Here is a 14,732-nt window from a genome sequence, read left to right as displayed (position 1 = left end):
GCAGAGTCCGCACCTTCGCCCTGCCGCGCCTCCCGGATTCCAGAGGACCCCACCCATGACCATCCTTCGCGCCAGCGGCCCGGCGCAGGAGACGCGCTGCGGCCTGAAGCTGCCGCTCAATCTCGGCTTCACCCTCACCGTCGAGGCGCTGGGCGACGGGCTGACCCGCATCGCCGTCGTCCCCGAGGGCGGCCTTGCCGTCGACCGGACCTGGATGATCGCGCCGGACGGCGACACGCCCTGGGAGGGCCGTGACCGGCTGTCCGTCGAGGGCTTCGCGCCGCCGGGCGTCGTCCACGAGACCGCCGATGGGATCGCCACCCTCACCGCCGGCGACACCCGCATCCGCGTCGAGCCTGCGCCGCTGCGCCTGACGGTCCAGAGGCGTGACGGCGAAGGCTGGCGCACCCTCCTGAAGGACCGCGAACGCAGCGCCTACGACTTTCTGGAAAAGCGCGGCGTGCTTCGCCACTACCAGACGCGGCCGGCCGCCGACCGGCATTTCGGCCTCGGCGACAAGACCGGCCCGCTCGACCGCACCGGCCGGCGCTTCCGGGTGCTGCAGATCGACTCGATGGGCTACGATGCCGAACTGACCGATCCGCTCTACAAGCATGCGCCCTTCGTCATCGTGGAAGGCGCGGACGGAACCGCCACCGGCCTTCTCTACGACACCATGGCGGAGATGGCGGTCGATCTCGGCGCCGAGCACTCGAACTATTACGAGCCCTACCGCCACGTCGAGATCCTCGAAAAAGGCCTCGTCCTCTACGTCCTCGACGGCCCGCGCATCGCCGACGTCGTGCCGCGGCTGATGCGCCTCACCGGCCGGCCGCATCTGCCGCCGCGCTGGTCGATGGGCTTCGCCTTCACCACCATGCACCATGCCGACGCGCCGGACGCGCAGGCCGTGATGACGAATTTCGCCGAGCGCTGCCGCCGCGACGACATCCCGATCAGCGCCATCCATTCGGGCTCGGGCTACACGACGCGCGCCGACGGCAGGCGCTACGTCTTCACCTGGAACGAGACGAAGTTCCCCGACCGCAAGGCGTTCTTCGCGCGGCTGAAGGAGCTCGGCTACCACAGCTGCGCCAACGTCAAGCCGGTGCTCCTGAAGGAGCATCCCGCCTATCCGGAGGCCGCCGCCAGGGGCCTCTTCGTCAAGCGCCAGGACGGCGGGCCGGCCGTCGAGATGTTCTGGGGCGGCGAGGGATCGAGCCTCGACCTCTCCAATCCCGCCGCCGTCGCCTGGTGGCAGGCGGGGATCGCCGAAAAGGTGCTCGGCGAGGGCTTCGACGCGGCCTGGAACGACAACAACGAGGCCGAACTCTGGGACGAGACGGCGAGCGTCGACGGCTTCGGCCGGCCCCTGCCCGCCATCGACGCCAAGCCGCTGCAGGCGCTGCTGATGACCCGCGCCACCTTCGAGGCGACGCGCGACCGCGATCCGGACAGGCGCCCCTATACAATCAGCCGCGCCGGGCCGATCGGCATCGCCCGCTACGGCGAGACCTGGACGGGCGACAACTACACCTCCTTTCACACGCTGAAGTGGAACATCCGTAACGGCCTGTCGATGAGCCTTTCCGGCATGCCGTTCATCGGCCACGACATCGGCGGCTTTGCCGGGCCGAAGCCGGGACCCGAGCTCTTCACCCGCTTCGTCCAGCTGATGGCGCTGCACCCGCGCGCGGTGATGAATTCCTGGAAGCCGCAGCTCGCCGAGCCGGTGAACCTGCCCTGGATGCACCCGGAAGCGACCGAAAACGTCAAGGCGGCGCTGCGGCTGCGCTACCGCTTCCTGCCGCTGATCTATTCGCTCGCCCATCACTGCCACCAGGCCGGCGAGCCGATCGTCGCGCCGCTGTTCTATCACTTCGCCGATGCCGCCTGCCGGAACGATCCCGACGCCTTCATGCTCGGGCCGGACGTCCTCGTCGCGCCGAACGTCACCGAGGGCGCCGCAACGGTTTCGGTGGATCTGCCCGCGGTCGCGGGCGGCTGGCACGACTATTGGAGCGAGACGATGCATCCGGGCGGAAGCCACGTCACCGTCGCCGCTCCGCTCGACCGCCTGCCGATCTTCGTGCGTTCGGGAGCCGTGCTGCCGCTCGCCTTCGACTGGCCGGCGACGAGTCCCCATGAAGCCAAGGCCGTGGCGTTGACGGCGTTCGCCGCCCCCGCCGACGCCGCTTCGACGAGCCGGCGCACCATCTTCTTCGACGACGGCGAGAGCTGGAGATACCGGGATGGCGACTGCTCGCGGCTTGCCTGCGACCTTGCCTGCGACGACGCCCGCGTCCGCCTCACCGTTACCGAAGAGGCGACCGGCCGCGGCCGGCCGGACCTCTTCGTCGAAATCCGCGGCATCGCAGAAAGGTCAGCGGAGCATAGCTTGCCGTGACCCGGGGCATAGGCCCGTCGCGCGGTCATTCTTGCGACGGGGACCCACAAGATTCAAAGATCACTTTTCGGACACAACAGGCCGGCCACCTGTCCGATGCATCGATGTTGGAGACCCCTGTAGACGCATCAACGCTTCGTCATCCCGGGCTTGACCCGGGATCCATTCCTCTGCCTCGCAACCGGGAAATCGGCCCGGATAGCGCACCGACATCGTATTGATCTGTCGCTGCAGCGGCAATGATTTGGAATGGATCCCGGCTCGGGGGCCGGGATGACGACGCGTTGAGAGTTCTTCACCAGGCGAACCAGTTCGACCGCGGTCGTGATGCCCGGCCGCAGATAAGGACAACCGTCATGACCTCGCCCTTCTCCCTCGTCCTCGACAGCCGCTGCGAGCTCGGCGAAGGACCGGTCTGGTCGGGCGCCGAGCAGGCGCTCTACTTCGTCGACATCAAGGGCATGAAGCTCCATCGCTTCGAGCCGGCAAGCCGGCGCCACACCACCATCGGCCTTTCGGAAGAGATCGGCTGCTTCGCGATCCGCAAGGGCGGCGGCTTCGTCGCGGGCCTGCGCTCCGGCGTCTGGCATCTCGGCCCCGACGGCGAGCGCATCGCCATGCTGGCGCCGAACGCCGAGCCCGCGGCGACCAACCGCTTCAACGACGGGCGCACCGACCCGCGCGGCCGCTTCGTCCTCGGCACCATCGACGAGACCGGCGACGGCGGCACGGCCGGCCTCTATCGCTACGACAGGCGCGGGCTCGAGAGGATCGAGGGCGGCATCATGACCTCCAACGGCCTCGCCTTCTCGCCGGACGGCCGCACGATGTACCACTCGGACACGCCGCGCTTTGCCGTCTACGCCTACGACTACGACGAGGAGACGGGTGCGGCGACGAACCGCCGGGTCTTCGCCCGGCTCGACCCCGATGCCGCCGACCGCGCCCGGCCGGACGGCGGCGCCGTCGACGCCGAAGGCTGCTACTGGTCGGCGCTCTGGGAGGGCGGCCGGGTGCAGCGCCGTTCACCGCGCGGCGAGCTGCTCGCCGAATATCCCGTGCCGGCCCGGTGCACGACGATGGTCGCCTTCGGCGGCAGGGACCTGAGGACGCTCTACGTCACGTCGGCGCGGAGCGGCCGCGCGCCCGAGGAACTGGAGCGCCTGCCGCATTCCGGCGGGGTCTTCGCCATGGAGACCGAGGTTCCGGGCCTTGCCGAACCGCTCTTCGACGCGGAGGTCTGAGCCATGGACGCGACGCCTCAGGCCACCCCCGATGACCGCGTATGCTACCGCTCCCTCGAAGGGCGCTCGGTGCTCGTCACCGGCGGTGCGTCGGGGATCGGCGAGGCGATCGTCCGCGCCTTCGCGGCGCAGCGATCGCGGGTCGCCTTTCTCGACGTCGACGTCGCGGCGGGCGAGCGCGTCGCCGCGGAAACGGGGGCGAGCTTCACGGCCTGCGACGTCACCGACACCGAGCGGCTGCGCGCGGCGATCGCTGCGATCGAGGCGGCGGCGGGCGGCGTCGACGTCCTCGTCAACAATGCCGGCAAGGACGACCGGCACGAGATGGGCGCCGTCGAGCCCGAGTATTGGCGGCGGATGCTGTCGCTCAATCTCGACCACCAGTTCTTCGCCACCCAGGCGGTGTCGAAGGGCATGGCGGCGAAGGGCGGCGGCTCGGTCGTCATGCTCGGCTCGATCTCCTGGATGCGCGGCCGGCCGGGCATGGTCGGCTATACGACGGCGAAAGCCGCAATCAACGGCATGACGAGGACCCTCGCCCGCGAGCTCGGGCCGTCGGGAATCAGGGTGAACTGTCTCGTCCCCGGCGCGATCCTCACCGAGCGCCAGAAGGCGCTGTGGCTGACGCCGGAGCTCGACGCCGAGTTCATCCGCCTGCAGGCACTGAAGTTTCGCCTCGACGCCGGCCACGTCGCGCGGCTCGCCCTCTTCCTCGGCTCCGACGAGAGCGCCGGCTGCACCGGCGCCAATTTCGTCGTCGATGCCGGCCTCACCCAGAACTGACGCGCGGAAAGGCGCCCGGAACGATGCGCTGCGAACCGGCCGACGGCGGCTTCGACCTTTTCCTCGACGACCGCCTCATCCTCTCGCACCGACGGGAGGCGCCCGCCGTCTTCCTCGGCCGCGGCGAGGAGCGGATGGCGATGTATCGCGGCAATTTCGACATCGAGGACTACGTCACCGCCCGCCTGCCGCTTGCCGATGCCGCGCCGTCGCGGCAGGGCGACGGCTGGCGCATCGCGCTCGCGCCCTCGCCCGCCGAGCCGCCGCTGCTTTGGCTGACGGTGACCGCCGAGCCCGGTCGCTCGATGCTTCGGGTCGAAGCCGCCGCACCCGGCTTCAACCGCTTCTGGCTGCGGCTCGTCGCGGAGGAGGGCGAACGTCTCTTCGGCGGCGGCGAGCAGATGTCCTATCTCGACCTTTCCGGCCGGCGCTTTCCGATGTGGACCTCCGAGCCCGGCGTCGGCCGCGACAAGACGACGGCGATCACCTTCGAGGCGGACCGGACGGGGCGCGCCGGCGGCGACTACTTCAACACCAACTATCCGCAGCCAACCTTCCTCTCCTCGCGCCGCTACGCCGCGCATGTCGAGACCACCGCCTATGCGGTCCTCGACTTCCGCCACCGGGGCTTCCACGAGATCGAGGTCTGGGCGATGCCGGAGCGCATCGAGTTCTTCGCGCGGGGTTCGATCGCCGGCCTCGTCACCGCCATGGCCGATCGCTTCGGCCGCCAGCCGAAGCTGCCGGACTGGGCGATGGAAGGCGCGATCGTCGGGCTGAAGCACGGGGCCGCCTCCTTCGACACGCTCGAACGCTACGTCGAAGCGGGCGCGGCGGTCTCGGCGCTCTGGTGCGAGGACTGGTCGGGGGTGCGCGAGACCTCCTTCGGCACCCGCCTCTTCTGGGACTGGCAGGCGAGCGGGACGCGCTATCCGGACCTGAAGCGCCGCATCGCAGAACTCGGCGAACGCGGCATCCGCTTCCTCGGCTACGTCAATCCTTATCTCTGCGACGACGGCGCGCTGTTCCGCGAGGCCGAGGCGAAGGGCTATTTCGCGACCAACGAGGCGGGCCGCACCCATCTCGTTGATTTCGGCGAGTTCGACTGCGGCGTCGTCGACTTCACCGATCCCGACGCCTGCCGCTGGTTCGAGGAACGGGTGATCGGCGAGAACATGCTGGATCTCGGCCTGTCCGGCTGGATGGCCGATTTCGGGGAATATCTGCCGATCGACCTCCATCTGAAGAACGGCGCCGATCCGCGGCTGATGCACAACCTGTGGCCGGTGCTCTGGGGGGCGGTGAATGCCCGCGCCGTCGAGAAGCGCGGGCGCACCGGCGACGTGGTGTTCTTCATGCGGGCCGGCTATTCGGGCATCCAGGCGCACTGCCCGCTCGTCTGGGCGGGGGACCAGTCGGTCGACTTCTCCCGCCACGACGGCCTCGTCACCGCCATCGTCGGGGCGCTGTCCTCCGGGCTCCTCGGCAACGCCTATCACCACTCCGACATCGGCGGATACACCAGCCTCTTCGGCAACCTCCGCACCCCCGAGCTGATCATGCGCTGGGCGGAGATGGCGGCCTTCACGCCGGTGATGCGGAGCCACGAGGGCAACCGGCCGAAGCAGAACCTGCAGATCCACGAGGACGGCGCGGTGCTCGCCCACTTCGCCCGGATGACACGAATCCACCGGGCGCTCCTGCCCTATCTCTCATCGCTGCGCGACGAGGCGGCGGAAAAGGGCTGGCCGCTGCAGCGGCCGCTGTTCTTCCATCACGAGGAGGACCGCCGCTGCTTCGAGGTCTTCGACGCCTATCTCTTCGGCCGCGACATGCTGGTCGCGCCGGTCTGGAAGGCCGGAGAGACGCGGTGGACGACTTATCTGCCTCAGGGCGAGACATGGGTGCATCTGTGGTCGGGCGAAACATTCGCCGGCGGCGGCGAGGTCACCGTCGAGGCGCCCATCGGCGCGCCGCCGGTGTTCTGGCGACAGGGCTCGGCCTTCGCCGCCTGCTTCGAAGCACTGCGCCGGCTCTGATATGACCGGCAGCCTGATGCTTCGTATCGAGACATTCGACCCGCAACACTTCAACGTTTCTTTAGGTGGGAGACTTTAAGCAAAGAAGAGTTGCTCTGCGATCGTTGGGGGGATCGACCGGCATGCGCGTGATGGTCATCGACGACAGCCGATCGAGCGCCGCCGCCATCGCGGCCAGGATCGCGGAGATCCCGGGGCTGCGCGCCTCGGTCTGCCTCGACCCGGAACTCGCGCTCGAGGAATGCCGGCGCTGCCAGTTCGACCTCGTCCTCGTCGACTACGTCATGCCGAAGCTCGACGGCATCGAGGTGCTGAAGGTCCTGCGCGGCCTCGATCGCTACCGGCTGGTGCCGATGATCATGGTCGCCTCGACCATCGGCCAGGAACTGAAACGCGAAGCCATCCAGGCCGGCGCCACCGACTTTCTGAACAAGCCCTTCGACTGGGTGGAATTCGAGGCACGGGTGCGCAATCTCGTCGCCCTGCGCCAGGCCCAGATCGAGCTCTCCGACCGCGCCAGCCTGCTCGCCGCCGACGTCGCGGCGGCAACGGCGAAGCTCGTGGCGCGGGAGGAAGAGATCATCTGGCGGCTGGCGCGGGCCATCGAATTCCGCGACGGCACGACGGGAGAGCACGTTTCGCGGGTGGCGGAGATCTGCCGCCTGATCGCCCTGCGGCTCGGTCTCGGAGACGAGGCCTCCCGCATCCTCTATCTCGCCGCGCCGCTGCACGACATCGGCAAGATCGGCATTTCCGACGCGATCCTCCAGAAACCCGGCCGGCTGACTGCCGACGAGACGGCACTGATGCGCCGCCATGTCGAATTCGGTGTTGAGATTCTCGGCGACGCATCGACCGAGGTGGTGCGCGTCGCCGCCGAGGTCGCGCGCACCCACCACGAAAAATGGGACGGAAGCGGCTATCCGGCCGGGCTGTCGGGCAGTGCCATCCCGGTCGAGGGCCGGATCACCGCCGTCGCCGACGTCTTCGACGCGCTCTGCTCGCAGCGTCCCTACAAGCCGGCCTGGCCGGTCGAGAAGGCCTTCGCCGAGATCGTCAGATCCGGCGGCAGCCATTTCGATCCCGCCTGCGTCGAGGCCTTCGTGGCGTGCTGGCCGCAGATCGCCGCCCTCGTCGCGGCGCCGCAGCCCGCCGATCTCACCGTCGCTGCATAGGGTACCGATCGCCCGATCCCGGCGCGATCCACGATGCCGGGTGGCATCGGCGATGGCTAAGGCCTGGAATACTGATTTTCATCGAGACTTGGTTTGCAATCGAGAATCCGGATGTGTCGGACAAGCCGTCACGCCGGCGCCCTCGCCCACCGCCATGCAACGGCCGACCGAATCGGTCGGAAAGCTTATGAAACACGGCGCCGGCCGGCCGTTATTTTCGATATTTAGACTTTCGAGACCATCGGCCATCCTGAAATGTCACAGTTCTTCGTCAGCGGGCGCGTCGTTAGGTCTTTATCAATGGGTTCAGAGCGACTTTGTTGAAGATCAAAGCATTGGACGAGAGTATGGACGCGGGGCACCAGACACAGACGAGGGACGGCGGCGAGACGCCTTCGGATTACGCACTCGCCGGCGACGTGAGTATTCGCGATGTCGATGCTCTCGCCGCCGACCTGCGCGATCGCCTCGCCCGCGGTGCCCTTGCGATCCGGACCGGCGACCTTCAGTCGATCGACGTCGCGGTGCTGCAGCTTCTCCTGTCGGCGCGAAAGTCCGCCTCGGCTGCCGGAAGCGCGTTTTCGATCGACGCGGACGAAGCCGGAACGCTGGCTCTCGCGATCGATCGTGCCGGGCTTCGCCGGGAATTCGACGACGTCCTGATCGCCGGCTCGGCCTGACCGGCCGCTTCTCGGCTGCTCGCCGATCCCGCACAGCGCGCGGACCGCCCTTGAGCGGTCGCGTCGCACGCGTCCCGCTCGGCGGGGCATCTCCGGCGGGTCGCCCCGCCTCTTCACGAAAACCGCAATCTCTCTCGGGAGCTCCCATGGGCAAGACCATCCTCATGGTCGACGATTCTGCCTCGGTTCGGCAGATGGTCGGCATGACCTTGAAGCAGGCCGGCTACACCGTCGTCGAGGCATGCGACGGCCGCGAGGCCTTGCAGAAGGCGACGGCGAGCCGGGTCGACGCGGTGATCACCGACCTCAACATGCCCGGCATGGACGGACTGTCCTTCATCCGCCAGTACCGGGCGACGCCGGCGAGCAACGGCGTGCCGATCGTCTTCCTGACGACGGAATCCGACGAGGGGCTGAAGGCCCAGGCCAAGCAGGCCGGCGCCACCGGCTGGATGGTCAAGCCCTTCAAGCCCGACCAGCTCCTCGCAGTCATGCGCAAGGTTGCCGGCGCATGAGCGAGCTCGATCCGGCGGACGTCTTCCGCCAGGAAGCCAACGAACTGATCGAGACGCTGGAACAGGCGCTGCTCGATCTCGAGAAACGGCCGGACGACCGCGAACTGGTCGGCCTCGCCTTCCGCGCCCTGCACACGCTCAAGGGCTCGGGCGCGATGTTCGGCTTCACGGCGGTCTCCGAATTCATCCATGAATTCGAGACGGCCTTCGACCGCGTCCGCAAGGGCGAGGCGGCAGCCGACCGGCGGCTGATCGCCGCGGCCCTCGAGGCGCGCGACCACGTCGCCCATCTGATCGAGGACCCGGACTGCGATCCGAAGCGGGGCGAGGCGATCCTCGCCGCCCTGAAGGTCGCCGTCAGCGGCGAGGCGGCGCCCGCCGCGACGTCGGCGCCAAACGCCCCGGCCGCCGGCATCGACGCCACCTCGCAGGCCCAGCCTGCCGGCGCCGGCTGGCACGTGCGCTTCCGCCTGCCCGCCGACGCCCTGACGCTCGGCACCAATCCGCTGCTTCTCCTCGACGAACTGCGCGGGCTCGGCCCCTGCGAGGTCGTGGCGCTCGCCGGCGAGGTGCCGACGCTCGACAGGATCGAGCCGCAGCAGTGCTATCTCGCCTGGGACGTGACGCTGCGGGCAGACGTTGCCAAGGACGCGGTGGACGATGTCTTCCTGTTCGTGCGCGACGACATGGAGCTTTCGATCGAGCCGCTCGCGGCCGATGCCGCAGACGTGCCCGGCGCGCCGGCCGCTCTGCCGGCGATGGCGGAATCGCCGAAGCCGGCGGCTCCCGCGCCCGCAGCGGAACCGCAGACCGCCCAGCGCCCTGCCGCCAAAGCCGCGGCCGGTGGCACCGAGCGCGGCGCCGGTGCCAAGGTCGAGCGCAACGCGACGCTGCGCGTTCCGGCCGAACGGCTGGACGAGCTGATGGACCGGGTGGGCGAACTGGTGATCGCCCAGGCGCGGCTGAGCCAGCTCGCCGAAACCATCCACGACGCCTCGCTGATCAACGTCGCCGAAGAGATCGAGCGTCTGACGGCGAGCCTGCGCGACACCACCATGGGCACGCGCATGGTGCCGATCGGCTCGTTGTTCGGCCGGTTCCGCCGCCTCGTCCACGACCTGTCGGAAGACCTCGGCAAGCCGATCAGCTTCGTTACCGAGGGCGAGGACACCGAACTCGACAAGACGGTGATCGAGCAGCTCGCCGATCCGCTCGTCCATCTGATCCGCAATTCGGTCGACCACGGCCTGGAAAACCCCGACCGCCGGGCCGAGGCGGGCAAGCCCGCCACCGGCACGCTGCGCCTTTCGGCGAGCCATCGCGGCGCGGAGGTGGCGATCGCCGTCTCCGACGACGGGGCCGGCCTCAACGCCGAGCGCATCCGCCGCCGCGCCGAGGAGGCCGGGCTTCTGGCGGCCGGGCAGGCGATCTCCGAGGGCGAACTCAACCGGATGATCTTCCAGCCGGGCTTCTCCACGGCGGCGCAGGTGACGGCGCTGTCCGGCCGCGGCGTCGGCATGGACGTCGTCAAGAAGACGATCGACGGCCTGCGCGGCTCGATCGACGTCGACACGCTGCCCGGCAAGGGCACCACCGTGACGCTGCGCCTGCCGCTGACGCTCGCCATCATCGACGGGCTCCTGGTGCGCGTCGGCGACGACCGCTACACGATCCCCCTCGCCGCGGTCGAGGAGTGCCTCGAACTGCCCACCGGCGTCGACAAGGACGCGCGCGGCCGCAGCTTCCTCAACCTGCGCGGCGAGCTGGTGCCCTTCCTGAAGCTGCGCGGCCTCTTCCAGACCGAAGGTGAGCCGGACCCCTATCAGAAGGTCGTGGTGGTCTCCTCCGATTCCATGCGGGTCGGCCTCGTCGTCGATCAGATCATCGGCAACAACCAGACCGTCATCAAGCAGCTCTCGCGGCTGCATTCCGGCCTGAAGACCTTTTCCGGCGCGACCATCCTCGGCGACGGCACCGTCGCGCTCATCCTCGACGTGATGCATCTCGTCGGCTTCGGCCAGAAGCTCGAGGAACGGCGCCGGGCGGAAACTTTGGGCAGAGCGGCATGAGCGGCGGCCAGGCGACGACCACTTCCCGGGAGACCAGACCCATGCATGCCCTGACCATCCGGCTTCAGGACGAGATGTTCGCGCTCGAGGCGACGCATGTCCGCGAGATCCTCGACCCGGTGCCGATCACCCGCGTGCCCAATGCCGGCTCCTTCGTCGGCGGGCTGATCAACGTGCGCGGCAGCGTCGTGCCACTGGCCGATCTGAGGGTCAGCTTCGGCATGGACCGCCCGCCGCAGGACGCCGACACGCGCATCGTCGTCATGGAGATCAGCCTCGACGGCGAACCGATGGTCGCCGGCATCCTCGCCGACAAGGTCTACGACGTCACCGACATCGAGGCCGCCTCGATCGAGGACGCCCCCAAGGTCGGCATGCGCTGGCCCGCCGAATACGTCCGCGGCATCGGCCGCCGCGACGACGACTTCGTCATCATTCCCGACATGCAGCAGATTTTTGGGGCGAGAACCAACCTCGCCGCCGAGAACGGTTAACCAAGGACACCACGATGAAACTCTCGCTCAAGGCGAAATTCGCCACGGCATTCGGCATTCTTCTGATGGTCATAACCGGCCTTGCCGCCGTGGCGATCATCCAGATGTCGCAGATCAACGACAAGTCGACCGAGATCGCCCAGAACTGGCTGCCCAGCGTCGATGCGGTCAACCGCCTCAACACCGCGACCTCCGACTTCCGGATCCTCGAATTCCGCCACATCGTCTCGACCGATCCGGCGGCGATGCGCAACGTCGAAAGCGAGATCAAGGCGGCCGACCAGTCCCTCGCCCAGCTTCGCCAGAACTACGAGAAGCTGATCTCGTCGGACGAGGAAAGACGCATCTACGAGAGCTTTTCCCGGAAGTACGACGAGTATCTGAAGCTCAGCGACAGAATGCTGGAATATTCGCGCCGCAACGAAAACGAGCAGGCCGCGAACCTCATGCAGGAATCGCGCAAGGTCTATGACGACTTCTCCGGCGATCTGGTCAAGCTCGTCGACATGAATGCCCACGCCGGCGCGGCGGCGAGCGCCGAAGGCGACGCGATCTACGCCCGCGCCCAGACCATCCTGTTCACCGTGGTCGGCCTCGCGCTGCTCATCGGCGTCGGCACCGCGGTCTTCCTGACCCGCAACGTCCTCCGCGCCCTCGGCGGCGAGCCGGACTATGCCCGCGAAGTGATCCGCGAGATCGCCGGCGGCAATCTGACGATGCAGGTCACCACCCGCAAGGGCGACAACGACAGCCTCCTCGCCGCCGCCCGCGACATGGTGGGCAAGCTGCAGGCGATCATCACCGAGGTGTCGAGCTCTGCCCGCAACGTCTCGTCGGGCAGCCAGGAGATGTCGGCTGCCGCCGAGCAGCTCAGCCAGGGTGCGACCGAGCAGGCCTCGTCGACGGAGGAAGCCTCCTCGTCGATGGAGCAGATGGCGTCCAACATCAAGCAGAACGCCGACAATGCCAGCCAGACCGAGACGATCGCCCGGCAGTCCGCCCAGGACGCCCAGGCGAGCGGCGAGGCCGTCGGCAAGGCCGTCAAGGCGATGGAGACGATCGCCGAGAAGATCCTTGTCGTCCAGGAGATCGCCCGCCAGACCGACCTCCTCGCCCTCAACGCGGCCGTCGAGGCGGCCCGTGCCGGCGAGCACGGCCGCGGCTTCGCGGTGGTCGCCTCGGAGGTGCGCAAGCTCGCCGAGCGCAGCCAGGCCGCGGCCCAGCAGATCTCCGGGCTTTCCGGCGACACGGTGAAGGCCGCCCAGCAGGCCGGCGAGATGCTGACCCGGCTGGTGCCGGACATCCAGCGCACCGCCGAGCTGGTGTCGGAGATCTCCAACGCCAGCCGCGAGCAGAACGCCGGCGCCGCCCAGATCAACACGGCGATCCAGCAGCTCGACAAGGTGACCCAGCAGAACACCTCGGCGGCCGAGGAAATGGCCTCGACCTCGGAGGAGCTGGCGAGCCAGGCCGACCAGCTGCAGCAGGCGATCGCCTATTTCCGCCTCGACCAGGCGGCCCGCGCGCCGCAGGCCGCGGAAGCGCCCGCCCGGCGCAAGGCGGCGGCCGGCCAGGGCCGCAAGCCCGGCCTCGGCGTCGCCGACATGCACGAGGCGATCCGCGTCGCCGCGCCCACGATGTCCTCCGGCGTCAAACACGCCGGCAAGGGCAAGGGCGGCGGCTTCGACCTCGACATGGATGCCGGCGACGACGATCTGGACGGCCGCTTCGTGCGCAACGGCCGCGCCGCCTGACCGGCGGCAGTGACACGGCTTCCCGGCCCGTCAGGACCGGGAAGCTTGATGCGGACGAGCCGACGAGGACCATGAGATGGCCGACCTGAAGCAGTATGTGACGTTGGGGGTCGCGGACTCGCTCTTCGCGGTTCCAGTGACCCGGGTGCAGGAGATCCTGGAACCCCAGCCCTTCGCCCGGATGCCCCGCGCGCCGGCGGATTTTCTCGGCATCATCGACGTGCGCGGCCAGAGCGTGCCGGTCATCGACCTGCGCCTGCGGCTGGAGATGCCCGCCGCCGAGGACACCCTCGACACGCGGATCATCGTCCTCGACGTCGATCTCGGCGGCGCCATGCGCAAGGTGGCGCTGCGCGCCGACCGGGTGTTCGAGGTCGCCGAACTCGACGGACCGCTGGAGCCGCCTGCGAAGATCGGCATGGGCTGGTCGGCCGACTGCATCGACGGCGTCGGCAGGCGCAACGGCGCCTTCGTCACGGTGTTCGATCTCGACCGCCTGTTCCGCGCCGGCGACGTCGGCGGCGGCGAGATCGCCGCCTGACACCGACGATCCGACCGCAGCGTCATTCCAACGGGACCAGCGTGATGCCTTCCTTACAAGCGCTTGCCGAGCGATCGACTGCCGGACGTGGCGCCGCCGCGATCGACCAGATCGACGTCGCCGACTTCGAGCGCCTCGCCGCGCTCGTCACCATCGAGACGGGCATCAAGCTGCCGCCGGCCAAGCGGCTGATGATCGAGGGCCGGCTGCGCAAGCGCATGCGCGCCTGCAACCAGCCGAACCTCGATGCCTATTGCCGCTTTCTGTTCGACCAGGGCGGGCTGGAAAGCGAGATCACCCACGTCATCGACGTGGTGACCACCAACAAGACCGACTTCTTCCGCGAACCGGAACATCTCGACTTCCTCGAGCAGCAGATGGTGCCGGACCTCCTGGGGCGCCCGCGCTCCGGACGGCGCCTCAAGATCTGGAGCGCGGCGAGTTCGAACGGCGCCGAGGCCTGGTCGATCGCCATGGTGCTGGAAGACCTCGAGCGCAGCCGCCGCGACTTCAGCTACGCCATTCTCGGCACCGACATATCCAACGTGGTTCTGGCCCAGGCCTGCCGCGCGGTCTATCCGATGGAGGCGATGGCGCCCGTCCCCCGCGACAAGCGCCAGCGTTACGTCATGGACAGCCGCGATCCGGAACTGCGCGGCGCGGTGCGCATCGTGCCGGAGCTGCGGCGCCGGACGCGGTTCGAACGCATGAACCTGATGGACGAGCGCTATCCCTACGATCGCGACGTCGACGTGATCTTCCTGCGCAACGTCCTGATCTATTTCGACAAGCCGGACCAGGCGGCGGTCGTCGCGCGGCTCGCCTCGCATCTTCGGCCGGGCGGCTACCTGGTGGTCGGCCATTCCGAATCGATGGTCGTCCAGGAGAAGAATTTGCGGCCCGTCGGCCCGACCATTTTCAGGAAGGGTTAGGGCGCGAAGCGTAAGGATGGTCGCGGCCGGTTCCGCGCCCAGCCGGCCGGGACGCCGAGATAGTCAAGCGTCTCGTCGGCTTCGCCCGCAACGCCCCGG

The 14,732-nt window shown here is 68.6% G+C and carries 12 protein-coding genes; all 12 read left to right on the top strand.

The window, feature by feature from the left end; all coding sequences use genetic code 11:
- Positions 1-55 precede the first annotated feature (55 nt).
- The 12 genes from J1C47_RS04370 to J1C47_RS04315 all read left to right on the top strand — a co-directional run bounded on the left by J1C47_RS04370 (position 56) and on the right by J1C47_RS04315 (position 14,633).
- Entirely contained in the window at positions 56-2,407 is a 2,352-nt protein-coding gene (locus J1C47_RS04370; RefSeq protein WP_207349513.1) for a glycoside hydrolase family 31 protein, read from the top strand.
- Positions 2,408-2,763: 356 nt separating this feature from the next.
- Positions 2,764-3,651 carry an SMP-30/gluconolactonase/LRE family protein gene (locus J1C47_RS04365; RefSeq protein ID WP_207349512.1) on the top strand — a complete coding sequence of 296 codons (888 nt, stop codon included), beginning with the start codon at positions 2,764-2,766 and terminating at the stop codon, positions 3,649-3,651.
- 3 nt (positions 3,652-3,654) lie between these two features.
- A complete protein-coding gene (locus tag J1C47_RS04360) occupies positions 3,655-4,434 on the top strand; it encodes an SDR family NAD(P)-dependent oxidoreductase (protein WP_207349511.1) in 780 nt (259 codons plus the stop codon).
- A 23-nt stretch (positions 4,435-4,457) separates the two neighbouring features.
- Positions 4,458-6,473 carry an alpha-glucosidase gene (locus J1C47_RS04355; protein WP_207349510.1) on the top strand — a complete coding sequence of 672 codons (2,016 nt, stop codon included), beginning with the start codon at positions 4,458-4,460 and terminating at the stop codon, positions 6,471-6,473.
- A gap of 122 nt (positions 6,474-6,595) precedes the next feature.
- Positions 6,596-7,648, top strand: coding sequence for an HD domain-containing phosphohydrolase (locus tag J1C47_RS04350; RefSeq protein WP_207349509.1), 1,053 nt, complete (start codon positions 6,596-6,598; stop codon positions 7,646-7,648).
- A gap of 335 nt (positions 7,649-7,983) precedes the next feature.
- Positions 7,984-8,328, top strand: a complete 345-nt coding sequence (locus J1C47_RS04345) for an STAS domain-containing protein (protein ID WP_207349508.1) — start codon at positions 7,984-7,986, stop codon at positions 8,326-8,328.
- Positions 8,329-8,474: 146 nt separating this feature from the next.
- Positions 8,475-8,843, top strand: a complete 369-nt coding sequence (locus tag J1C47_RS04340; RefSeq protein WP_207349507.1) for a response regulator — start codon at positions 8,475-8,477, stop codon at positions 8,841-8,843.
- A complete protein-coding gene (locus tag J1C47_RS04335) occupies positions 8,840-10,912 on the top strand; it encodes a chemotaxis protein CheA (RefSeq protein ID WP_207349506.1) in 2,073 nt (690 codons plus the stop codon). Before J1C47_RS04340 ends, J1C47_RS04335 begins: the two co-directional genes overlap by 4 nt.
- Positions 10,913-10,953: 41 nt before the next feature.
- Complete coding sequence (locus J1C47_RS04330; protein ID WP_207349505.1) at positions 10,954-11,406, top strand: chemotaxis protein CheW; 453 nt, start codon at positions 10,954-10,956, stop codon at positions 11,404-11,406.
- 14 nt (positions 11,407-11,420) lie between these two features.
- Entirely contained in the window at positions 11,421-13,160 is a 1,740-nt protein-coding gene (locus J1C47_RS04325) for a methyl-accepting chemotaxis protein (protein ID WP_207349504.1), read from the top strand.
- Between the two features lie 76 nt (positions 13,161-13,236).
- Positions 13,237-13,701, top strand: coding sequence for a chemotaxis protein CheW (locus J1C47_RS04320; RefSeq protein WP_207349503.1), 465 nt, complete (start codon positions 13,237-13,239; stop codon positions 13,699-13,701).
- 44 nt (positions 13,702-13,745) lie between these two features.
- Positions 13,746-14,633, top strand: coding sequence for a CheR family methyltransferase (locus J1C47_RS04315; protein ID WP_207349502.1), 888 nt, complete (start codon positions 13,746-13,748; stop codon positions 14,631-14,633).
- The last annotated feature ends 99 nt before the right edge of the window (positions 14,634-14,732 follow it).

Source organism: Jiella sonneratiae (assembly GCF_017353515.1).
In the GTDB taxonomy this organism is placed as follows: Bacteria; Pseudomonadota; Alphaproteobacteria; order Rhizobiales; family Rhizobiaceae; genus Jiella; species Jiella sonneratiae.
The sequence above is the reverse complement of the archived record's forward strand: the minus strand, read 5'-3'. Positions and strand labels throughout refer to the sequence as shown.